Genomic DNA, 23,890 nt, shown 5'->3' with positions numbered 1-23,890 from the left:
GGCATAACGTTTTACTAAATTCTCTTGACAGCCCTAAACAGAAAACTTAAAGGATAAGGACCTTAAATCTAAATTCCTCAGCAGATGCCACAAAAAGATTCCATCTGCATAGTGAAAAGCTCCCCAGACCAGGATAAAACCTATGAAAATTCCCGGTACCAGCAAGAAGGGCAAGTAACGCCCCCCTATGCGATGGATATCATGAACACGAAGAGGAAACAGCAAACAACTAAACAGCACATAACCGAGCAATGGAATATAAATCGGAATTCCCCAGGACAATGCAGCCCAGCCAAGGGCAACGAAGACCGCAAAGTAATAACGACGTTCAAGCCAATAAAGAACTCCTAAGACATGAGGAGCATTAGGCAAATGGGGAGCGGCAACACCAACCTGCAATAGCCTCATAAGCAAGCCCAGCATGCTTAACAATCCCCAGATTAGCCAGGGAGATTGTCCCTGCAAGGACTCGATGCCCGGCCATAAATGAACAAACCAAGGGCTGAAATTCGTAGGAATACGATATAAAACCGAGGTGATCAGGCCGCCAATTAAACCTTCCCGCACCAGCACAAGCAATCCGTTCCACAGCCAGGCATTGCGCAAACGCCTTCTCGGTTTTGCTGCTCCTAATTCCTTATAACGCCAAGTAACAGATCGGATATTCATCCAAGTAAAAAAGATCATCAGAAAAGCCCAGAATCCCGAAACTATTGGTTCTTTTGCCCAGGAAGGACTGGGCAGAGCGGAAGATTCTGCCTTGACCTCTCCCCAAGATCCTTGAATCTCATTGCCTTGGACCACCAAAGACTGAGCATCGGACAGTCCGGTAACGGAACTCGGCATGGTTTTAATGGCAAAAGCCAAATCAGGCTGAACCTTTGTTGCTGCTTGCTGCAAATAGGTCTGAGCCGCTGAATCGGAGTCTAACCCCTTACCCACTGTCCAAGCCCAGAGTGAGGGATGGATCATTTTTTCCGAGGTAACCCTAAGCGCATCTTCAGGTTTAGGAAGCCGACGGGAAGGAACCCCGGCAGTCGGTAATTCTGCCCATATACCCATCCCCGTCTGATCGGCCGTTTTCAGCCAGAGATCATCAGGATACTGGCCAATGAAGTAGATAAGATTGATCCCTTTTCGCTGTTCACCCTTAAGCCAAGACGCCAATTGACCGGTATGACGAATCTTGTATTCCTCATCAGGCGTTAAAGCCTCGCCTTTAATGGCAAGCACCTGATCATTTAAAAGCCATTTCCCCGACGAAAAAGCAATCGTCCTTAGTCCCAGAGGAATTGCTAAATCATCAATATCCCCCCGATTGTTCGTTACCGTCAGATGCAGCTGATAGAGAAAAGGAGACTGAGGCGTCCAGCGCCGGGCATTCGGGACTGTAAATATGAGATTGACCGCTTGATGATCGGCATTATTCTGTGGCTGAACCGAAATGGTCTGTTCGGCAACACCAGCTGATCCATCGGAAATAACCCCATAAACCGTCCAAGGACCTTCGGCGGTAAAGCCATGGTGCCAAAGCTCTGTTGTAATTGCAACCTGAGCAGTCGTTTCATTCCAGGTAACCTTGAGCTGCGGTTCAGTCAAGGTCGTTTCAACCACGGCCTCTAACTTAACGTCCCCTGTAATTCGTCCCGATTCCGGCCAGGATGACCCCAAAAACATGGTTCTCTGCTGAATACTTGAGGAAAGTGCAACGATTAAAACATTATCTTCCCCATAGCGAAATGCCTTAGGAGGTATGTCCACAACGTCCGCCCCGCCGCTTCCCTCAAAGTCCCCTATTTTATCAGGACTTGTTGTCCCGTTTAAGTAAACTGAAACATGCCCCTGAACCCCGTTTAAGGTAAGCAGCATAGTTCTGGAGCTCCATTCTACCGGTACACGAAAGCGCTTCGCCCCAATGGAAAACATTTCACTTGAAGGTATTGTCAGAGGACGTCCGGCAGTTAATATGGATTGGTTAGTTTTCCCTTGAGAACGTTCAGATTCCGTTGTCCAGGCCTGCCGTAACGAAGAAAAGCGATCCCACGTCCCATCCAAGGCTTGTGTATAACGGCTTGAACTTATTAAATTTTGGCTCCCTTGAAGAGCCAATCCTGCAGGATTGTGCCAGTTCCACCATAATGATCCGATGACTAAAACAAATGCTGCTAAAAAAAATATGATGCGTCGATTGAACATAATAGCTCCTTCAAAACTCAGAAGATTTATACGCATTTATATTCGTGCAAAACCTCAAAAACCCTTGCCATTAAAAAAAATAAACCCACTCGGCATAAGGTGACTTTGTCACAGCTGCACAAGGGGGTTCATTGGTCGTTCATAGCAATCTCTAATCAGTTCAGCACCTCATCCTGGCGGCACTCCGGACAGACACCATAGAATTCCAGGCGATGGCCAAGAATCACGAAGCCGGATTTTTCCTGAGCTTCCTGAGAAAGATCAATGAGGGGGCGATGAAAATCTACGACTTTACCACATTTTGAACAGACTATATGGTAATGGTTATGAGGATTACCGTCAAAGCGGCTGGACATATCCCCGTAAGACAATTCTAAAAGATGTCCATGAACTTTTAGCATGTTCAATGTATTATAAATGGTCCCTAAACTCACACCTGGAAACTTCGCCTTGACATGATGATAAATCTCATCGGCAGTGGGATGAGTCGTTGTACCAAGGAGAAATTCCAAAATTGCCTGCCTCTGAGGTGTAAAGCGGACACCTTTATCTTTTAGTTGTTTAAGAATTTCTATCGCATCCAAAGAGAAAACCCCCTTTCCCGTGTAATTTAAAATTATTTTTAATTAGATTTTAAACTAATGTAAGTTGTTTGTCAATGAAAAAGGAGAGTTATAACTCTCCTTTTTGAGATCCTTCAATCGTGCTGTCAATTAAGCTGGATTTGGTGCCTCTACAGGACAAACACTCGCACAAGAACCGCAGTCAATGCAGAGATCTGCATTAATAACGTATCGATCTTCACCTTCGCTAATAGCAGAAACTGGGCATTCCCCTTCACAAGCACCACAACTGATACAATCGGTACTAATAACATATGCCATGAATAAACATCCCCTTTTTCTCCAACTTCAAAGTCAATATACCAAAGCTTAAGAAAAAAGGCAAGCATAAAAACGATGTTTCAGGGCATGATGTATAATTTAGCCCGAATTATAGGTCACGTTCCGGCCTATAAGGCACCTGGTATAATCGGCGCATACAATGTGAGCAATAAGGTAAGACACGATTACTCACATGATTTCTTCGAAAAAGCACATGTTCCAAATCTTCATGTTCAAAACCGCAGGCTCTACATTTTTCTAACATTTTTCTTCCCTCACCTTTGTGTAATTGAGAACAAATAGTTCATATATAGTATGCTCTGTTTGCTCTCAGAATAAACACTCCCAGCCTAGAATTGTTGCTTCAAAATTTGAGTTAAATGGCTTAGGGTGTAGCATTCATACATTTGACAGCTCGGCAGAAATGCTTGAACAAAAGGAGTCTCCTGCCAACGTCGTTTAGGAAGAGTATTCAGCCAGAGAACTTCATGAACATGGCGCCGAATCTGTTCTAATAAAGCTGCCGCCTTTTCTCCTTCTAAGGTTTGACCGTCACTGACAATAATTAAGAGTGTTTGCTTCGCAAGAGCTGCCGGAAAGGCCTGTTGCAGAGTCAGTAAAGCATTGGCAAAATTTGTCCCTCCGCCCCATTCTTTTCCCGAAATTTTCAGGGTTTCCTTAACCATTTCTTCAAATGTCTGCTCTTTTTTTAATTGTCCTGATAAAGGAATGAGAGCTTCGCCAAAAGCAAAGGTTTTAATCCCTTTTACGACTTCAGAAAGTCCATAAACAAATTGCCAAATAAACTCGGTATATTTGAGCATAGACCCCGAAATATCACAGAGCAAAACAATTTTAAGTCGTGCCCTGCGTCGGGAGCGGTAACTCCGTTCCATGAGCACTCCGCCATAACGCAGATTTCTGCGCAGCGTTGCCCGCATCTCCACCCCCCCGCGCCTGTGATCAGCTCGATAGCGCCTTGTAACCTGGGTGGCAAGACGCTGACTGAGACGGCGAATCAGGCGTGTCACTTCCGGCCATTCTTCTGGGGATATTTTTTTTAAGTCCCGGCTTAAGACATCTGCTTCGCGTTCCCGCAGTGCCCGTTCAACTTCTGACAATAAGGCATCCGTTGAGCCCGGCGAAAGAATCGGGTCGTCCTCATTTAACCGTTTGCGCCAATACTCCAAAGAACCGCGCAAAACCCGTTCAACCATAGGCTGATATGTATGATCAACGGGGATCCCGCTTTTTGTCCCTTGTGCTGACTTATCCAGGAAATCCTTTAATCGCCGTTTATCGTTCTCAGGCAGGCTTGCATAAACAGCCCTCTGTTCTTCCGTAATCTCCAACTCATTTCCCTGAAAACGCAAATCCTGCCTTGCCTGCTCCAACTGTTCCTGCCATTGGCTGGCTTTATCTGCCGTTTCCTTCTGCCACACTTCCTTTTGCTCCTTACTGGCAAAATAGGCCCGAAAGGCTTCTTGAAACGAGGGGATATAGCGAGCATCTTTAACAAGGGTTGCCTGCAATACCGCTTCAACCTTGTTCTTATCTGCCATTCCCAGTATCGTTAATCCTTGCGCAGCATCAGAAATTTCCGAAGGACTGATCTTTAAGCCAACAGAGCGCAATAATTGGGCAAATTCAACCAAATGGCGGTCTAATTCACTCGCTCTCTCAGGATTGTTTTCCATGAGCATGCCTTTCCTCTTGTCCCAGATTGCTTGCTTCGAAGAGAAGGCGTTCCGCCCCCATTTCACGATAAAACAAGTCTACATCATCTTGACTTTTTAATAACAAGGTCAAGGTTGCCTCCACCCAGGCAGGATCCAAATCGTTTTTTCCCATAACGAGCAGGGCCTTAGCCCAATCCATCGTTTCCGAAACTGAAGGCACCTTATTTAAGGAGAGCCTGCCCCGCAAAACATGAACGGCGCGAGCCACTTCTAAAGCTAAGCGTTCCGGCAAATCCGCGACCTTTTTACGCAAAATTCGGACTTCTTTATTGACAGATGGGGGCTCTACATTAAGAAAAATACATCGTCGCTTTAGCCCATCGGAAAGATCTCTTTCCCCGTTGGAGGTTAAAACAACGATCGGAGGTTCTTGGGCTCTGATTGTTCCCATCTCGGGGATGGTCACCTGAAATTCTCCCAATAATTCAAAGAGGAACGCCTCGAATTCAGAATCTGTCTTATCGATTTCATCAACTAACAAGACACTTTTTTCGGGATTGACAAGGGCTTGCAACAACGGCCGAGGAAGCAGATAATCCGAAGAAAAAAGGTCCTCCTCCTTTAACGTTTCCTGACTCATCTGAATTTTCAAAAGCTGCCTTTGATAATTCCATTCATAAAGTGCTTTCGTTTCATCTAATCCCTCATAACACTGTAAACGAATCAATGGCGCCCCAAAAACCTGGCTGAGAACTTTAGCAATCTCCGTCTTGCCGACTCCCGCCGGCCCCGAAATCAAAAGAGGCTTGCCTAACTCCGTCGCTAAAAAGGACGTGAGAGCGATCCGATCATCCCGTTCTGTAATATAGCCGATTTCCTCTAAAGCATCTTCAAACTGATCAAGGGTCATCCGGTTCATAGTCCTCCCCCTTTCACATTTCCTAGAATTATGTTCTCAATTCATGAACCGCACTCTCATACACCTTCTCATACTCCGAGACAGCCCGCTCCACCGGAAATGTCTCTCTTGCCCAGCGGACAGCCTGCTCAGAAAATGTTCTGTATCGTGCTTCATCAGAGAGCAGCTCCACAACCGCTTCACTCATTCCTTGAATGTCTCCTGTCGTCTTCAGGAAGCCTGTTTTTCCATGCCGGACAACTTCCGGTAATCCACCGACTCTGCTGGCAACGACAGGAACTCCGCATGCCATTGCTTCAAGTGCTGCTAACCCGAAGCTTTCTTGTTCCGAGGGAAGCAGAAAGACATCGACCATCTGGAGAATCTCATGGACGCTTTCTTGCTTGCCTAAAAATTGGACCTTGTCTTCTAAACCCAGTCTCAGTACCTCCCGTTCCACCCGGCTCATCTCAGGCCCATCTCCTACCAGCAATAAACGACAATCTACCCTCCTCTCAACCTGCGCAAAAATATAGACAACGTCAACCACGCGTTTTACCTCTCGGAAGTTGGAAATATGGGCTAAAATCTTCTCGCCTTGAGGAGCAAAATACTGTCTGCGTCGTCGCGTTGAACTGCTTAAAGGACAATAAACTTTGGGATCAATAAAATTGGGAATCACTTGGATTCCTTGATCTGTTTTCCCAAACGTCTTTTCTGTTTCCAAAGCAAGAGCGTGAGAAACAGAGGTCAGGCGGTCACTTACCTTTAAGGCTAAGCGTGTTAATTTAAAAAACTCTTCATAGGCTCCGACCAAGGTGACATCCGTTCCATGCAGTGTCGTAACTAATGGCAGCGGCTTCGCCATCATTTGCACAGCTAAATAGGCACTGATGCTGTGAGGAATTGCATAATGGGCGTGGATAATATCCAACTCTGCATAATTGGCAACATCAACAATTTTATTGGCCAGCAACAAGGTATAAGGTGCCGTTTTAAACAAAGGATAACTTACCTCAGTTACCTCATGAAAAAAAAGCTGCTCATGATAGCGATGTAAGCGAAAAGGGCGAGACGAAGAGATAAAGTGGACTTCATGACCTCGCTCACCCAATGCATAGCCGAGTTCAGCAGCGACAACACCGCTTCCTCCACAACTCGGGTAACAAACCATTCCAATTTTCATTCTCAAGCACCCACTTCGAATCCGGCATAGTCTTTGTCAAACCAGCCAAGAGGCCGCCTTTCATGAATTTATATCCTCAAACCCGATAGGCATGGCATCCTGAATGGCCTCTCCAATGATGTTCTGGATATCATTAACCATTCGTGACACTTCAAATTCAGCCTCCAAATATTCCCTCGCTGCCGGATTAATGCTCACCAGACTATATAAACGTTCAAGCTCTTGCTGCTTTTCCTCGCTGACTTCTTGTTCCAACATTTGCGCCTCACGTATCTCCCACTGTTTTAATTGAAATTCACGAACCATCTTATGATTATTAGCATCACTCATAACCTTTGCTTTTGATTTGTGAAACTGCTTGAATTCAGCTGATTCTTTAAGTGTACGGGCCAATTCGTGAGCCAAATCATGTGCCGCCATTTCTTAACCCCTCTTTCCCTCTTTATCTAAATGATTGTCAATATTATATAAAAATTTGTGGTTTGAAACAAATAGTAAGTTTTTTAAATCGACGAACTATGAATGACGAGTTTTGCCAAAAGCTCAAAAGCCTGCAAACGACTGTAAGCCAAAAAATCCTGCCATTGTTCCCTGCTGATTAACCAAGGGCAATGAACCGCTTTCCAGCTTGCAAACCCTAAGGGATTTCCGCCATACATTTTCTCCAAGCGACGCTGCGATAGACTTATGATTCCCTGTGCATGACAATTAACTGTAATGGGTTCAAGGCAGAGAACAGGCTCTTCTTCATAGGTAACAAGCAAGGAAAACTTAGTAAGTTGTCGGATGCCCACCTTTTCTCGTTGAACGTCATCTTCCAGCAGAACAGGATCCGGCCGCAGAACTCCTCCGATTTTCTCCCAAAACGCTCGTTCATCGGGGCTTTGGATAGAGGCACAAACTCCGACGGCGCCCATCTGACCGGCGAAGCGAACGACAAAACGGGCAAAATCGTAATCAACCGTATCTTTCAGCTCTAAGCCGTCTAAAAGCACCAGGCGTTCTGCCCTCCGCAAGGTCAACGCTCCGACCCCTTCTTCTCCCATATGAACCACATTATATCCCAGCGACCTGCTAATTTCCGGTTTCAACCCTGTTCCTTTTTCTGTCAGAAACGCCCCCAGAGCTAACACCCAATCTTCCAGGCCCTCTTCATTCCAATCCGATGAAGAATCAATTTCTATTTCCATCCAAGGCATGGACACAACACCTCTCCTTTGGCAAAACACTAACACTTGGTAGTGTTGCACCGTTAAGGAGAGTCTATGCCCCAAAAGGCAATTAGCGCAATCGTTCAAGCAGTGTCCAGGCACGGGCTTGAAAATCATAAAACAACAACCAGATTATTGCAAAATCTGAAGGGGGAACCTGGATTTTAGAGGCATATACTTCAAAATCAACCATGTGAAAAACCGGAGAAACTACTCGAATCAAAAGAGCCAGGGGATTTTCGTGACTATACCCTTTTGCCTTCTCACTTTTTTGCTCAAGAAGGACATTGAGGCGCCGAATATATTCTTCAATATATTCAGGCGGGTGACTTTGAGCACGGGATCTGCCAAAGACAGCTCTCGCCTCATCGGAATCGTAAAAAAGGTGCGTTACTTCTACTCCCAAACGACGTCCATTCTGTTGATTCTCGATGACGATATCCGGTCTGTCTGCATGCTTAATAATCCTATAGTCTTTCCCTTGCTGACTGTTTAAGAGAGCTACCAAGGCCTGAGCGGCACCCTCCTCAATCAGCCATTTTTCGTTAAGCGGATATGACAAATCTCCTCCCCCTTATGACAAGGTATAGGTAAGTTTTTCAAAACCTCTGAACCCTATGACTGTTGACACTCCAATCTGACGCAGCATCAGAATCGCTTCATCAATGTCTCGGCCGACAACTTCCGCACTATGAGCATCCGAACCTAAGGTAACGCTGATTCCTCGCCGCTTGATTTCTTCCAGGAGCCGTTTCTCCGGATAAAATTCCCGGACAGGTTTATATCTCCCGTTGGTATTTATTTCTAAAACCAGGCCCTTTTCAGCAACCGCCGTTAACGCTTCATCGGCAAGAGCTAAAATATCCGTAGTTGGCCGGACTCCAAAAATTTTGATCAGATCGAAATGGCCGATTGTTGTAAATAGCCCACTTTGAGCCGCCTTGGTCACGAGGTCAAAATAATCCCCATAGAGCTTATCCGCCTCTAGCTGATGATGCTTCGGCTCTTCTTCCGGAAAATCGAAGGCCCAACCCGCAATTTCATGAACAGACCCTATGACAAAATCGAAGGGAAACTGGCGCAAGAGGTTTTGAATTCTCTCTTCTTCCATTAGCCTATAGTCAGCTTCCAGACCAATTCGAACCTTCAGATGCGGGTACTCCTCGGCCACCTCTCGGATCAGAGGGAAATTCATTTGCTCCCAATAATAATCATGATCGGCAAATCCGATTTCCTTTAGCCCTTTGCGGGAAGCCTCCTCTAAAAAGGCCCGAATGTTTTGCCGATTGGCCTCACGGTCTTCGTGCCCCAGAAGATGAACATGTAAATCCAACATCTCTTTTTAGCCCCTCTCTATAATTTCTGCACCCCGGTCCTTACCACGAGGTATGGATGCAGGCTCAAATCAGATCGTCCTAACCTAGTCGTGGCTGCAGCCAGATCCCTGAAGAAATTTCCTGATAATTTAACATCAACGCGTCCAACAATCTCTCCTTTAATAATTCGCAGGCTATGGGGAGCGCTGAGAGAATACGATCCCGCCACAGCATCTTGAGTATGTAAGCCAAGGACTGATAAAATCAAAACGCCGTCCTCAATAGTACTTAGAATCTTATCCCAAGTTTCCTCAACGGTATGCCGAAGATATAGCCCCGCAGCCCCGTGAGGCAGCCCTGTCGGTTTCAAACCCCAACGAAGGGCATCTTTTACCCGTAGAAAAGGAGTTTGCAGCTTTCCTTCTTGCACCAAAGTAGTTTGAACGGCCGGCACTCCCTCAGAAGTAACCATGTAGGAGCCTAATTCAAGCGGCTGAAGGGGATCAATCGTCAGAGAGAACTGGGGATGGAAAACTTCTTTGTGCGTTTCGAAATTTTCCTTGGAAAAGGCTCCCTGCCCTTCGATGACTCGTTCTCCGGAGAAATTAGGCACGATAAACTGTCCCAAAAGTTCCTCAGTCATGGCTGGAGCAAAAATCACCTGAGTCTCAGGATTAACAGCAGGCGCTTCTCCAGCCAGGGCTTCATAGCGTTTCACCGTCTGTGCCCATAACTTTTTTTGTTCTTCTGGAAGAATAAGTCTGCGTTTGGCAAAGCCGCCCCCAACCAAACTGTCAAAGGAAAACCAAGACACAAATTGAGATTGTTGATACGTTACCGCCAGGCCTGTGGAGGTTCGGACATTGCGATATCCCCATGCAGCTTGGATGCTGCCTTGAACTTTCGCCCTATCCGGTTTTTCCTCGAGCCACTGCTTGGCTAGATCAAATATAACGTCATCATCACCCTCAATAATTTCCCGGACAGTTCTGTCTTCAACGGCCACGAGAGGTAACGGTTCAGGAGCAGGAATATGGGAAGCCTCTGGGTCCGTGTAAGCAGCTTGCTTCCACTGCTGCATTTTCTGTTCCCAAAACTCTGCCGTACTCTGAGGCTGCAGCTGGACTATAGCCTCGCTGCAAGTTCCATCTGCCCAGACTAAGAAAACCTCTCCGCTTTCCTTCTGCCGATAACTTGGAGGGGTATATACTCCTCCGGGAGAATTATCTTTAATCCCCAGAGAGACAACTTGTGATTCATTGACTAAAAGGCGCCATGCGGATAAGCGCAAATTCTCGTCCTGCGGGGCCTGTTGATAGCGATAAAAAAGATCCTCTAATTGCGCAACGAGTTTCATCCCAGTGTCCCTCCCAAACTGACTTGTTGATCAGGGTCCATTAGCAGATAGCGATGACTTCCGCCGCTTGATGGAACCGCTTGACCGCCCTTGCCGCATGTTCCAATAGCATCAAAACAACCTTCACCCAAGCCGCCCCGAATTGCTTCCAAAGCCGAAAGGATCTTGCCGCTGAAAATCGAAGGTTGGTAAATCGGTAAATCAGGATCAGCAACATCAATGATTCCATCGCATTGAAAGACAAAATCTCCGGTTTTGGGATTAACTTGCCCGCCCCGATATCCCAGGAGAAGAAGGTTTTTCTGTCCTTCCAGAAGTTCCCCGTTGGTTAAGAGGATTTCGCGAATTGACTTCACCTCATCCATTAAGGGCAGGGATGACGGCAAAGGAAGTAGTCGATCAACCAAGAGGCGAATATTACTCATGCGCGGCAAAGGAACATTGGTATAACTTTCTGCCCTCCCGGCTCCGGTAACCGGCATACCGGCTTCAGGTCCCGAAAAAACATCGCCAAGTCCGGCTTCCAAGACTCCATCTTTAACAATCGTCACCGTTTCCCGCAGGAGCCCGTTGGCTGAATAGGGCTGATAAGCCCAATCTCCCACAAGAGGCCCGTCAATAATATGGACGCCGGGTCTCGCTACTCGCAAACCAATTCGCAGTTTTCCTTTTTCTCCAAGTACCGACTCATTCATATGATCGGATTCTACCGCATGTCCAAAAGCTTCATGTGCCAAACCCTTAGCCAATCCATAGTCAATGATGAGGGGATAATGACCGCTTGGCAGCTGGGGAGCGGTACATACGGCCTGAGCAAACTTGGCCCTGTTTACCGCTTTCTCTTCCAGGCTATGATCCTCTAATTCTGCATAAAGAATTGAAACATCCATCCCACTGCGGTGACTAAGTGTGCTTTGTGCTTTTCCTTCGGCCCGTACCGTCCCTTGATGCATTAGTACCGCTCTGGGAACTGCAAAAGATACCAGGGTACCATCAGTTCTTCCGATACACCAGACCTCTTCGGCTTGACGGTAACTGGTCTGCCAGACCGCTTGAGAAAAGGCCGTTTTCATCCTTGAGTGCAAGGTCATAACCTGCTCCTCCAGATCAGCCAAAGGGACTTCTCCGAAAGCCTTTTGTGCCGGATTCACCTCTTCTGCTCTAACCTTTGACGTATCCCAAATCTGACGATTGGGCTTCGTCCCAAGCGCTTCATTTCTGCGGGCAAGCTGAATAGCCTTTGCCACCAGTTTTCGCCCGACCTCTTTCTCTAAAACATCAGAGCTGGCAAAACCTGTCGCCCCGCTCTCGGTAAAAGCCTGAACCCCAAAGCCATGGTCTTCGCCCGTTGAAACACGCTCAAAACGACCGTTACTAAGACGCATGCTCCATTCCCGGCGAGACTGAGCACGTACTATCACATACCCCTCAAAGGTTGAGGCTTCAGTCAAGACTGTCTGAACGAATGTTTTAAGCTCCTTTTGTTCCACAATTGCCCTCCTGTTTTCTTAGACTATAGTGTTGACCTATAATTTTCCTTATCGATAGGGTTATTATACCATAGAGACCGATGAAACTCGTCTGTTGCCAAACTTGCAAGGCATCTTCTCTGCAGCTAACGACCGAAAGAAAAAATATCCCGGGGTCTGTATAAACAAGAACTCCTCGGGATACACTTTAATTAGTCTCACGTTTTTCTTTTTTAATCCCCACTCCTCTCTTTTACTTCACTTGCGGCGAAGATTTGGATCGTCGCAAGCTTTTTTTTATAAACATTTTACCATGATTTTGCGTTCCTCGACGAAACCGGACTTTTCATACAAATGAAGGGCCGGAATATTATGACTGCTGCAGGCCAGCCCCAGATAAGCGATATTATGCTGCCGACAATATTCTTCTGCCGCCTTGAGCAACTTTTCGCCAATCTTTTGACCTCGCCATTCCGGAAGTACGCCAAAATCCATGATCCATCCCTGATAAACACCCGTCAGCTCTTCGCGGGAAGAAGGATGAAGCACCAAATACCCCAGTGACTGATTCCCGCCCGACTCCCTAATTGGAGTATTGTCATTAACATCCTCCGCCGCAGCTTCCGCTATAAAGACAATTGACCCGGTCTGTTGAATCCAGGTCCAAAAACCTTTAAGAACAGCTTCCCGATATTTAATAGTTTCCTCCAGCGGTTGCTTGCGCCATGGCGAAGCACTATCCGGTATATTTATTTTCCCCAAAGAATACATAAAAGGCCAATCTCGAATACTCCCTTGACGAACTCTCATATCATCACCTCTTAAGGTAAGGTATGCATGCGTCAAGGGAGTGTCACTTTAATCCCAAAATCAACGATTATGTATATATGAGAAGTTCTTGACGCAGTTCCACTTCATATACTTTAACTGACGGTGAACCATGCAAACGAAAGGTATTCAGATCTTTCCGAAAGAAGGTGATTCCTTGTACATAATTACTTTGCTCATAGGGCTGGGGCTTCTGCTCTGGGGAATGAAGGAATTGAGACAGGGGCTTCAATTCTTTGCGGGACATCACCTGCGCAAATTTCTCCTTTGGATGACGGAAACCCCCAGCCGTGGATTTTGCACCGGAGCAATCACGACTGCCTTGCTTCAATCCAGTACCGCCTTAACGGTAATGGCTGTCTCCTTCGTCGATGCGGAACTGCTTCCCTTCGAAAATGCTCTGGCCTTAATTTTAGGCAGCAACATCGGGACAACGCTAACCACACAACTGCTCGCTTTCCCCGTAGAATCGTTTATTCCTTACCTCTTGATTCTAAGCGCCCTCGGTTATCTGTTTATCACTGGACGAATTCGCTTCCTTTTTTTATCCTTCTTCGGCCTGAGTCTTCTCTTTTTTGCCTTAAATATGCTTCAGGCAGGCATGGCCCCTCTCGCCGACAAATCTTCCATCCGCCTATTTCTTCAGCAATTAGGCGATAACCATCTCAAAGGGGTTCTCGCCGGTACGATCCTTTCAGCCCTGCTTCATTCCTCCAGCGCCACAACAGGTATCGTCATGGTCTTGACGGAAGATGGCCGAATAACCCTCCCAACTGCCCTCGCCTTTATTTTTGGTGCTAATATAGGGACTTGTTTCACTGCCGTTTTGGCTGCCTTAGCCAGTTCAAGATCCGCGCAAAGAGTAGCTCTCTTCCATGTACTGCTCAACGTTTTTGGCGTTCTGCTCTTCTTGCCTTTTGTCAGTGCCATGGCCAAAGGCCTTAATGTTATGGGCGGAAGTCTCCCTCGCCAGGTTGCCAACGCTCATACCATATTCAATGTTCTTTCTTCTCTCTTGGCCTTTCCTCTCTTGCCCAAAACTGCACAACTCTTGGCAAAGATTCTTCCGTGAAACCATCAATTCATCTATAGAACTCCATCAAAGGAACAATGCGACATCACATGAAATGAAAAACCTTAGGGATTGCCTAGATTTTACTTTGAAAAAGACTAATCCTCTCCCTCTGATGACTGCTCTCTCGCCCTAATTCCAAATAACGATTCAATCAAATCACAAATCCCCGAGGCATCATCTAAACCAAAGGTAGGAATTCCAAGCTCAAAAGTTAGATCACTGACAATGGCTATAAGCTCTTCCGGCCGGCAAAAAGGTTTCTGGTGCACACCTGAGCGAAAAACTTCGATTTTTGGCTTGTTGCCCGACTTATAGCCTTCCGTAAAAATAACATCAACACCCTGGATTCTGGCAATTACCTCATCTAAGGGTTGATCTTCAGTTACCTTTTCCATGACGGCAATCTTTTGGGGTGAACTAATGGCTACAACATCCGCTCCAGCCTGGGCATGCCGCCAGGAGTCCTTACCCGGCTGATCAAGATCGAAGCCATGGACATCATGTTTCAAGGTGCCAACTCTCCAACCGCGCTGCTTGGCCTCGTGAATGATTTTTTCCAGCAGCGTTGTCTTGCCGGAATTTGAACCGCTGCCTACAATTGATATAACAGGAATCCGAGTTTTCCCATAAGTTACGTTCATACTAGTTCTCCCAAGCTTCCAGCCAATTTGCCCATAATAATTCTCCCGGATTCACCGGACCATGATTTGCAGGCACATCGACCAGCAGTTGACTGTCAACCATGGAACGAAGGACTCCTGATCCTTGAGCAGGCGCTAAATCCGCCCAAAGTTCTCCATCCTTAAATACCGCTCGAGCCCGCAAAAATCGTCGTTGTTTTCCTCCCTTGGCAAAGCCGTTAGCCATTTTAACGAAACTTCTTTTCCCTTCGATTACTGAATAACCAGCTAGTTTGCGCAAAACCGGACGAACCAAAAGTTCAAAGGTCACTACAGCGGCAGCAGGATTCCCGGAAAGTGAAAAAAATAGTTGTTTCCCCTTTCGGCCCGCCGCTAAAGGGGTCCCAGGCTTCAAGCGGAGCTTCCAGAAAAGCATTTCACAGCCGAATTGGGCAAGGGCATGGCGCATAACATCATAATCTCCTACGGATGCGCCTCCCGTTGAGATTACAATGTCAGCATCAGCCACTTTTTCTAAGGCTGCCAACGTATCTTCAATTTGGTCAGAAACAATTGGAACCGCTATCACCTCACAGCCGGCGTTTTGAATCATGCCGCAAAGCGTATAGCTGTTACTATTATAGATTTTAGCAGGAAGCAAGGGCTGCCCGACAGCCATCAGCTCTGATCCTGTAGCAAGCAAACCGACACGCGGCCTTCGGTATACCTTAACCTGATCCCAACCCATTGCAGCCAAAAGGCCAACGGCAGGCGGCGTCAAAAAGAAACCACGTTTGAGAAGCAGGTCCCCATTTTTGATTTCCTCTCCTCGATAGACGATATTTTGGCCGGGTATGATGGGACGCAAAATGGTTACCTGATCCCCATCACGTTCCGTATCTTCCTGACGTACTACACAATTTGCACCGGGCGGAATCGGAGCGCCAGTAAAAATCTTTGCCGCTTCGCCGGCCATAATTTCTCGCTCGGAAAAAGTTCCGGCAGGAATTTCACTCACGATAGCCAGTTGCAGAGAGTTATCTTCCAGCCCAGTAGACCGATAAGCATACCCATCCAGCGGAGAACGGTCAAAGGGAGGCATATCAATTTTGGCAGTCACATCCTGGGCTAATATTCTCTGAAACGCATTAGCCAGAGAAACGCTTTCCTCCCCGACAGGCCTTATCTCCTTCAGAACTTGTTCCTTAGCTTCTTCCAACTCAATCATAATTTTCATATACTATCCATCTCAATTTTCCTCTCATTACTCTATTCCATCATTTATCTTATATCTTAGTGTATCGGCAATTCCAATCATTGTCAAAGTGAGCAAGAGGGACGGTCCTTTTAACACGCTGTATTAAGAGGACCGTCCCCATCTTACCGTTGCACATTTTGGGCAGAAAAAAGGGGGTGTTGCTCTACGAAACTACTCAATTTCGTTTTGCAACCCCCCGTTTTGCGTATTGTGACATTTTTCTCTAAAAAGGATTCGCCTTAAGTTTATCAACGTGTACACGTCCATCCTCCCGATAAATCTCCAATTGTTTGCAATTCTCTTCTATCTGAATAACTTCCCTTCCCACTGTTACGACAACATTTTGATGACAATACGTCACAGAAAGACGACTGTCAGAACTTATCTGAACGTAAGTGGCACTAACCCCTGAGCCGCCCAATTCATTGATCTTAACATTTCCTCCGGCAAAGATTTTCCCACCCCGACATACACCTTCAATAGTCACATCTTCTTCAATATGAATTTCCGAGTTGTAGATTCCCTTAGAACACTTAAACGATCCGCCGCATTCAACATTTGCTCCTTGCAAGTAGCCTACTTCCAAGCTAAGTTTTTCCGGAATCTCGACGGATATATTTTCAACATATTGTGCCAGAGCTTGATCAACTCGTTGTAAAGCCTGCACTGATTGAACTTCAAGAGGCCCTAAACCAACTAAAAAACGTTTTGCAGTTTGGATCGAAATAATTAAACCCTCGGAAACCATTTCATCATCTTTATGTTCCTGGATATATTTCTCGATTCGAGCACATAGTTTGGGAAGATTGGTATATTGTCTCTCCAGGATAAGTTTTAGACATTGTCCCGGTTTAAGGTTGTTGTTCCCCGAAGCTTTGAGCAAAACGGCAGTGTTGGCTAAACAGCTGTTCAGCTGATCCTGCAGATCAGACAACGATCGTAGAAGTTGAGAGCGAGCAACATATTTTTCTCCGATAAAGGTCTTGCCGCCCATAATGTTCCCATAAATCTTAGCACCTTTTTCAGCCCTTATCTCGGCGCGGGAAACCGAACCTTTAATTTCTATTTTTCCCCCAGCCAAAATATGAAGCCCATCGTGAACATTTCCATTAACATAGACATCCCCGGGAAAATCAATGCTTCCGCTTGCTAAATCAACATCCTGATTTTGTACATAGACATTTTCTACCATGTACGTCTTTTCATCAACACGTACCGGCTGCCCGGAACATGAGGCAATAACTTCAAGCCCATCTTCAGAAAGATGGACATTCTTTTTTAAGCGAAATTGAAAATCCTTGACTGCAGCTGTTCCAAGCTCTTTGCCAAAAACATCTTTTCCGGGAACTCCCGGTTTTCCCGGTATTTTACGGGCTAAAACGGTTCCCTCTTCAACTAATTTTACTTTGGAGGCGTAAAAATCAACCTTATTCTCGTCAGAAGCAATACTTTTCTGGGGCTCCCCTACAAAGTCCTCTAATTGAGCGTGCTGAGGCGGAACCACTGGAGTAGCTTCAGCAACAATAACCTCACCAATACCTTTCACGGACAATATTTCTGACCAGCTTTGGGGCCGCCGTCCGTGAACTACTTGTAACTGTTCCAGATCCCTGTCGAGCTTCGCCTCATCCCAGGCCTCGCTGCCCATAGGCAGGGACTCCCAGAAGGCAACTTGGGCCAAATCTATAACTTCAGAGGCTGGAAGTTCCTCCGGAATAAGATAATGTCCCGGAAGTTCATGCCTGACTTTAGCTGCAACAGCCCCCCCCTGATTACGAATTTGCAATTCCCAGGTCAATTGACCGGTGTGCTGCAAAGGATAAAATTCCACTTGATCTCCAAAGTCAACAAAAAAAGGCTTGTTCTGAGGGCTGCCATTCCGTTGAACTTCTCCCGCTCGAGGAAAAGGGATAAAGCGTTTTACACCTTCGCCGAAAACAAATGTATACTTGTTATCCTCCCGCTTAACTTGAGTAGGGGTCAGATGCAAATCCTCGGGGGTTTGCTCAATAATATCATTCCAAGACAAACGGACCTTCCATTTTTTCGAAAAAAAATGAGGTTTTTCTAGAACTTCAATTCTGATCTCTTCTTGTGGCAACTTAAGTTTAGTCGCCCAGTCTACTCTAATTTCTTCGAGAGAATTACCATGAACGACTTCTTCTGGCATCTTTATCTCCCCGCTCATTGAAAAAATTACCTTTAAATTTAACATATCAGAAATTTATCGAAAACCACATAGGTCTTTGGTCCTAAAAGCTGATAATATTTTATAATTTAGGATAATCTTCTGAAAATCAGGGAGTATTTTGGCTTGCTTCGACATTAAAAATTTCATAATCTGAGGATTTAGTCCCGTTCGGATCCAGACTGTTCCCTGGGACTTTGGGCAGTGGCTTACTGGGTGTTGGAATAACAGGTTTTAATAAGTCAACAGGCTCTTCGTCGATGACTCTGTCCGTCGTCAACCCTTGCTGCAAATTTGCAACAACTTTCTTAACATCCATAGGATCAACTTGCCAATAACTCACACCATCAACCTCTAAAAATGACCCCGGTAAGGTCTGGGAAATAACATTTGCGCTATTAAAACCTACGGCAGTCTTAGCTACGGCTAGTATATCCTTGACCGATAAATTGGTTGTTACAGCCTGCATTAATTCCGGAACAAGATAAGGCAGCTTTGGTAACGTGCTCAATTGAACCATTTCTTTAGCCACAGCCTTTAAAACAATCTGCTGTCGAGCCGTCCGGGAAATATCGGATAGGGCATCATGCCGAAAACGAGCATACTCCAAGGCCTTCTCACCGTCAAGGCGCTGCAAACCTTTATGCAGATTAATATAGCCATCATCCTGATCACCGGTTTCATAATACATATCCTTTTCCACATCAACTGGGACCCCGCCCAAGGTATCAATTATTTTCTTGAAGCCTTGGAAATTTGTCAGAATATAACCTGAGATTGTCTCACCGGTTAAATCTTCCACGCTATTTTGTAACGCATCCAAATTTTCCAACGATGCTGCAGCATTAATTTTTATATATCCATGTCCTGCGAGGAAAATTCTTGTATCTCGAGGAATAGACAGCAAGCTTATCCTCTGTGTTTTAGGGTCGATGCTTGCAACAATAAGAGAGTCTGTATTAAATTTTGTTTCTTCAAGTCTCTGATCAGCGCCGATGAGCAAAACATTGACCCGCTCATCTATGTTTCTGGCTGAATCATTAAAGGAATTTTCCTTGGAAATGGTTTTCCCGGAGCCACTAAATCCCTTATACCCCCAAAAACCAAGGGCTAGCACCCCACAGATCGTGATCGCAGTCAGCCTTGAGACCCATTTATTGATCATCTATAACAACTCCATTATAAAAGCTCTTTCTTGAATTATAACCAAATTTTAGCATCTAAAAGCCCTGCCTCTACATTTAATTATTACTTTTTAATAGAAGTCTTTGAAAACTATACAAAAAAGGTCCGAAAGGATGCGTTTAATGCGTTTAACGCTTTTAACCCTTTCAGACCTTTTCCTTTTTCAAAAATGCTATAGCCAATTCCTCACAGATTCACTTGCAGTCCCTTTTAATAATAGAGTCACAGCAAAATCTTCTGTTCGCAAAAATCTCCTGTTAAAGGGAGTTCAGCAATACGCTCAACAAAGCCCTCGCCAAACAGTATAACAAAGTACAAAGGATTCAGGATCCGCTCCTGTCTCCCTTTATTAGGCGTAATTCCATCCTCGAGCACCCTTAAACCCTCGAGAACTGCACTATAGTTCTTGCGCTGAGCTTGCCAGAGTTTTTTTCTTAAGTATTCTATTTGGAGATTGACTTTCTTTTCATTCCGAATTAACCAATCATGGACGTTAGCATGAATATCCTCAAGAGGCCCCAATTCTTTATAACCTTTTTCGATCACTGACCTCAATTGCCGTATACGTTGCTCAATATCCAGGGAATCCCGGTCGCGAATACAGCGTTCTTTATAACCGTCTAACCCCTGATAAACATCAGTCAACGTCAATCCTGCTTTGCCAAGAGTTTTCTGCCAGGAAGGTGTCACAATAACTGCAGACAAACGGGGAAATAAGATGGGCATAACGAACCCAAAGGTTGAAAACACGTCACCCAGCTGTGCCCAATAATTCAATTCTCCAGGACCGGGAACATAGGCTAAGGTGGGGAATAAAAATTCCTGAACAATTGGCCGAGTAACAACATTGGGAGAAAACGTTTCAGGATTTTTCCTTAACAACGCGGGCAAAAGGTCATTATCCAAGATTTTGTCTTGGCCTCTTAAATAAAAACCGTGACCCTGATTTAAAATCGCCCGGCGTTCAGGATTGGCCAGGAATAAGTTCACTTCGCCTCCCAGTGGCTGAATCTGGGCTGAAAAGCCAAGTTGTGTCCAAGCCTCAGTTCTCCGGAACAGAGCCTCCCGAACGTCACCATATAGTTTAAGGATTTGTTCATACATTGGAGCCGCCAGACATTTGAATTCCGGCAGCAAAGGATCAAACAAGATCAGACCCCATTTTTTGAGCAGCCACTGTAAGGTTAAGGCAAACCATTGGGCAAGATTTTCTGCTTGATTAAGAAATCGCCGGCAATCCCGGAGCACTGAGGCTCTAAATTCACCATCCGGAAGCTGCAAAAGTTGCTGCTCAATAGCTTCCCAGGCAGGAACAGGCAGGATTCCTACTGATTTACCTTCTCCGTCACCCGGAAGACTGCAGGAAAAAGGCATCCCCTTATCATTTAAAAAGTAGGTTTTATGTATTTCTATCCAGTCATGATCCTCACTGGCAATCCAAAATACCGGTACAACAGGCCGCCCAAGCCTTTCCCTTTGTTCCTCAGCAAGACGAATAATCGTCATAGCCTTATATAAGGTATACAAAGGTCCGGTAAAAATCCCCGCTTGTTGGCCGGTAATAACGACTAAGGTTTCATTACGCCTCAGCTCTTCAATCATTTGCAGTGTTTTCCTGTTTGCCCCTAAGAATTGGTGATAGGCTTTTAAAGCATCAACAAGTTTTTCTCTTGGATAATTCCTCGTATCTAAATACCTTGCTCGCTGCTCAAAACTTTCTTGAAGGTGAGGATTGCCGCTGGGGAAAAAAAAAGCTACTTGTTCAAAACAAGTAGCCAAGGCTTGCATCGGATCTCTCATAGTTCATCCCCCCCGCTACCTTTCCAATATACGGGGTATTGTATCATGGGTGCAGGGAAATCGCAATTCTTCCGGGCTGTCCACTGCAGACTCGTCCGATCACTGCAGCCGCCGGGGTCTGTGTTAAAGTCAGCTGTCTTAGCAAAGGTTCCAGACGATCTTGGGAAACCGCAATTAGAAGTCCGCCAGAAGTTATGGCATCACAGAGCACAACCTGCAGCTCCTCGGGTACATCGGAAGTAAACTCTATCCAGCCTTCAAGGTGACGCTGATTGGCTCTTGTCCCTCCGGGAATTGCCTGTTGCTCTATGCATTGCCAAACACTCTCTAAAACCGGGACATCTTTAGCATATACTTCAGCACTTAAGCCGCTTGCCGAAAGCATCTCATGTAAATGTCCTAACAATCCGAAACCTGTTATATCCGTGACCGCGTGAACACCTGCTTCAACGGCAGCTTCAGCAGCTCCTTTGTTCAGAGCAGCCATGACCTGAATAACTTCTTGTTCCGCCTTTGCAGAAACAATACCACGCTTTATTCCTGTCGTAATAATTCCTACGCCAAGAGGTTTGGTAAGGACTAAGTAATCGCCAGCCTCAGCTTTAGCATTGGAAAGAACGTTATCAGGATGAACAACTCCGGTGACGGAAAGTCCATATTTCGGCTCAGAATCGTCAATGGAATGTCCTCCGACCAAAACTGCCCCCGACTCCCGGATTTTGTCACTGCCGCCCTGAAGAATTTGGGCTAATACTTCCATTTTTAATTTACTAATGGGAAACGAAACTAAGTTCATCGCCGTCAAGGGTTTGGCCCCCATGGCATAAATGTCACTTAAAGCATTGGCCGCAGCAATTTGTCCAAAAGCATAAGGATCATCCACCACGGGAGTAAAGAAATCGACGCTCTGTACAAGAGCCTGTTCATCGTTGATACGATAGACTCCAGCGTCGTCAGAAGTATCCAGGCCTACAATCAAATTGGCATCTTCTTGATTTGGAGGTAAGCAGCACAAAACTTGTGCCAGGTCCCCAGGACCTATCTTGCATCCTCAGCCTGCTTTTGTTGAGAACTGGGTCAAGCGGATTTTTTCTTGACTATTGAGATCAAGTTCCATTCAAGTCACCTCCAAAATACAGTTTACGTTATAACTATGCATCACGTTGCAATTATAATTATAGCCTTATTACTCTCAACGTCAACCTTACACAGAGTGAACTCATTCAGCTAAAGCCGACCCCTCTATTTCCAATCATTAAGGCGTTGCGCTATATCCTCAATGTCTCCGACGAGCAAAGTTCGCACATCGAAAAGTACCCAATCCTTCTGGATGCGGGTTAGAATCGCTGCAGGACCCAAACGCAGGAACCTTTCCAGTTCGTTAACACTTCCTTGCTTAGGACGTACGGAACATACCCATGTTGGGAGATTCACTGTGGGCCATGCCCCGCCTCCTACTTGCGATACATCCTCTTGGATTGCCACAGAAATAGTCTTGTTCAGTTCCAAAACAGATTTCAGCTCCTCTGCCTTGGCTTTCAAGTCCTGGGAAGAATAGGAAAGCATTTTCCAAACAGGGATTTCCCCGCCCTCTCCATTTAAGTACATTCGGAGCGTTCCTTCTAAGGCAGCTAACGTCAACTTATCAATTCTCAGAGCTCTCGTCAATTGATTCGTTTTCAGGCGATCAATAAAACGTCGTTTGCCGACGATAATCCCGGCCTGCGGACCACCTAACAATTTATCGCCGCTGAAAGTGACCAGGTCCAGCCCAGCGTTTACAGTTTGCTGAACCGTTGGTTCAGAAGGGAAACCCAAACTTGTCCCATCAAAAAAACTCCCGCTCCCTAAATCCTCCATAACAGGAATACCCCGTTTTTCTCCAAGCTCAACCAACTCTGCTCCAGCAACGGCATGAGTAAAGCCTTCCAGTCGATAATTACTGGTATGAACCTTCAAGAGAAGGGCTGTTTCCGAGGAAATCGCATCTTCGTAATCTCTGTACCAGGTCTTATTTGTACTTCCCACCTCAACGAGTTTTGCCCCTCCGGCTTTTAAAACTTCAGGTATTCGAAAGGATCCTCCAACTTCAACTAATTCGCCGCGGGAAACAATGACTTCTTTGCCCAAGGCAAACGTATTCATCATCAGCAGTACAGCTGCAGCATTATTATTGACTACCATAGCCGCTTCTGCACCGGTAAGTTCACAAAGGAGCTGCTCGACAAGAGAATAGCGTGAGCCCCGTTCTCCAGTCTCAATATTCAATTCCAGATTACTATATCGTTCAGCTTGAGCAGCCACGAAGCGGGCAATTTCCGGCGCAAGAAGTGCTCGGCCGCAATTTGTATGTAAGACAACGCCAGTGGCGTTAATCACACGGCGCAAATTTGTTTCAGGATTAGCCAAGGCTTGAAACAGTTCGTCCAATAGCCACGGCCAAACCTCCGCTTCAACATCCCCACCCCAATCCGATGTATTTCTGTAGACATTTTCCCGCGCTTTTTGTAAAAGCTGTCGAACGCAATGTTTTATCCGGGGCAAGCTACTCTTATTCGTCAAGAAGGGACCGAATTCCGCCTCTGCTTCCAGACGAGCCAGCACTTCATGAACTGCCGGAAGTGCTCTTAAACGCCGTTGTTTATCTTCCTCCATCGGTTAACACTCCTCACAGGCTGTTTTTTAAGCGACCAATTATACATTCTTAAGGCTTGCACACTTTTTAGGATTTCGACATCCA

21 protein-coding genes are annotated in these 23,890 nt (G+C 45.8%); 1 reads left to right on the top strand and 20 read right to left on the bottom strand.

Going from position 1 to position 23,890, the window contains the following annotated elements:
- Positions 1-33 precede the first annotated feature (33 nt).
- The 13 genes from ACPUYX_RS02275 to ACPUYX_RS02215 all read right to left on the bottom strand — a co-directional run bounded on the left by ACPUYX_RS02275 (position 34) and on the right by ACPUYX_RS02215 (position 13,006).
- Positions 34-2,196, bottom strand: coding sequence for a glycosyl hydrolase (locus tag ACPUYX_RS02275; protein WP_426378110.1), 2,163 nt, complete (start codon positions 2,194-2,196; stop codon positions 34-36).
- Positions 2,197-2,351: 155 nt separating this feature from the next.
- Complete coding sequence (locus ACPUYX_RS02270; RefSeq protein ID WP_088228560.1) at positions 2,352-2,780, bottom strand: Fur family transcriptional regulator; 429 nt, start codon at positions 2,778-2,780, stop codon at positions 2,352-2,354.
- A 129-nt stretch (positions 2,781-2,909) separates the two neighbouring features.
- Positions 2,910-3,080, bottom strand: coding sequence for a DUF362 domain-containing protein (locus tag ACPUYX_RS02265; protein WP_047810796.1), 171 nt, complete (start codon positions 3,078-3,080; stop codon positions 2,910-2,912).
- Between the two features lie 350 nt (positions 3,081-3,430).
- Positions 3,431-4,783: a vWA domain-containing protein gene (locus ACPUYX_RS02260; protein ID WP_426378109.1), complete on the bottom strand. Its 1,353-nt coding sequence runs from the start codon at positions 4,781-4,783 to the stop codon at positions 3,431-3,433.
- Positions 4,761-5,669 carry an AAA family ATPase gene (locus ACPUYX_RS02255; RefSeq protein WP_426378313.1) on the bottom strand — a complete coding sequence of 303 codons (909 nt, stop codon included), beginning with the start codon at positions 5,667-5,669 and terminating at the stop codon, positions 4,761-4,763. The genes ACPUYX_RS02260 and ACPUYX_RS02255 overlap by 23 nt, the downstream gene beginning before the upstream one ends.
- A 37-nt stretch (positions 5,670-5,706) precedes the next feature.
- Complete coding sequence (bshA, locus tag ACPUYX_RS02250; protein WP_426378108.1) at positions 5,707-6,843, bottom strand: N-acetyl-alpha-D-glucosaminyl L-malate synthase BshA; 1,137 nt, start codon at positions 6,841-6,843, stop codon at positions 5,707-5,709.
- A gap of 60 nt (positions 6,844-6,903) precedes the next feature.
- Positions 6,904-7,263 (bottom strand): YlbF family regulator, encoded by a 360-nt coding sequence (locus tag ACPUYX_RS02245; RefSeq protein WP_426378107.1) that lies wholly within the window; start codon positions 7,261-7,263, stop codon positions 6,904-6,906.
- Between the two features lie 83 nt (positions 7,264-7,346).
- On the bottom strand, positions 7,347-8,042 hold the full coding sequence (locus ACPUYX_RS02240; RefSeq protein WP_426378312.1) for a hypothetical protein: 696 nt from the start codon (positions 8,040-8,042) through the stop codon (positions 7,347-7,349).
- 82 nt (positions 8,043-8,124) lie between these two features.
- Entirely contained in the window at positions 8,125-8,616 is a 492-nt protein-coding gene (locus tag ACPUYX_RS02235; RefSeq protein WP_426378106.1) for a hypothetical protein, read from the bottom strand.
- Positions 8,617-8,628: 12 nt separating this feature from the next.
- A complete protein-coding gene (locus tag ACPUYX_RS02230; protein WP_426378105.1) occupies positions 8,629-9,390 on the bottom strand; it encodes a histidinol-phosphatase in 762 nt (253 codons plus the stop codon).
- 17 nt (positions 9,391-9,407) lie between these two features.
- Entirely contained in the window at positions 9,408-10,727 is a 1,320-nt protein-coding gene (locus tag ACPUYX_RS02225) for a metallopeptidase TldD-related protein (RefSeq protein ID WP_426378104.1), read from the bottom strand.
- On the bottom strand, positions 10,724-12,217 hold the full coding sequence (locus ACPUYX_RS02220; protein ID WP_426378103.1) for a TldD/PmbA family protein: 1,494 nt from the start codon (positions 12,215-12,217) through the stop codon (positions 10,724-10,726). The genes ACPUYX_RS02225 and ACPUYX_RS02220 overlap by 4 nt, the downstream gene beginning before the upstream one ends.
- 276 nt (positions 12,218-12,493) lie before the next feature.
- Positions 12,494-13,006, bottom strand: a complete 513-nt coding sequence (locus ACPUYX_RS02215; RefSeq protein ID WP_426378102.1) for a GNAT family N-acetyltransferase — start codon at positions 13,004-13,006, stop codon at positions 12,494-12,496.
- 130 nt (positions 13,007-13,136) lie between these two features.
- On the opposite strand from ACPUYX_RS02215, the gene ACPUYX_RS02210 reads away from it, so the two are divergent.
- Complete coding sequence (locus ACPUYX_RS02210) at positions 13,137-14,096, top strand: Na/Pi cotransporter family protein (RefSeq protein WP_426378101.1); 960 nt, start codon at positions 13,137-13,139, stop codon at positions 14,094-14,096.
- Between the two features lie 98 nt (positions 14,097-14,194).
- Here ACPUYX_RS02210 and mobB read toward each other — a convergent pair whose 3' ends face one another.
- From mobB to selA, 7 genes are all read right to left on the bottom strand, one after another.
- A complete protein-coding gene (gene mobB / locus ACPUYX_RS02205) occupies positions 14,195-14,740 on the bottom strand; it encodes a molybdopterin-guanine dinucleotide biosynthesis protein B (protein WP_426378100.1) in 546 nt (181 codons plus the stop codon).
- 1 nt (position 14,741) lies between these two features.
- A complete protein-coding gene (gene glp, locus ACPUYX_RS02200; protein WP_426378099.1) occupies positions 14,742-15,956 on the bottom strand; it encodes a gephyrin-like molybdotransferase Glp in 1,215 nt (404 codons plus the stop codon).
- Positions 15,957-16,200: 244 nt separating this feature from the next.
- A complete protein-coding gene (locus tag ACPUYX_RS02195) occupies positions 16,201-18,147 on the bottom strand; it encodes a DUF342 domain-containing protein (protein ID WP_426378098.1) in 1,947 nt (648 codons plus the stop codon).
- A gap of 127 nt (positions 18,148-18,274) precedes the next feature.
- Positions 18,275-19,330: an LCP family protein gene (locus tag ACPUYX_RS02190; RefSeq protein ID WP_426378097.1), complete on the bottom strand. Its 1,056-nt coding sequence runs from the start codon at positions 19,328-19,330 to the stop codon at positions 18,275-18,277.
- A 242-nt stretch (positions 19,331-19,572) separates the two neighbouring features.
- Entirely contained in the window at positions 19,573-21,150 is a 1,578-nt protein-coding gene (gene bshC, locus ACPUYX_RS02185; protein WP_426378096.1) for a bacillithiol biosynthesis cysteine-adding enzyme BshC, read from the bottom strand.
- Between the two features lie 43 nt (positions 21,151-21,193).
- A complete protein-coding gene (selD, locus tag ACPUYX_RS02180; protein ID WP_426378095.1) occupies positions 21,194-22,267 on the bottom strand; it encodes a selenide, water dikinase SelD in 1,074 nt (357 codons plus the stop codon).
- A gap of 125 nt (positions 22,268-22,392) precedes the next feature.
- The gene (selA, locus tag ACPUYX_RS02175; protein WP_426378094.1) at positions 22,393-23,805 is read right to left on the bottom strand and encodes an L-seryl-tRNA(Sec) selenium transferase; all 1,413 of its coding nucleotides are present in this window, start codon (positions 23,803-23,805) and stop codon (positions 22,393-22,395) included.
- Positions 23,806-23,890: the final 85 nt, after the last annotated feature.

The sequence above is a fragment of the Desulfosporosinus sp. SYSU MS00001 genome (genome assembly GCF_049943955.1).
Lineage (GTDB): Bacteria > Bacillota > Desulfitobacteriia > Desulfitobacteriales > Desulfitobacteriaceae > Desulfosporosinus.
This window is presented reverse-complemented; position numbering and strand designations above follow the sequence as displayed.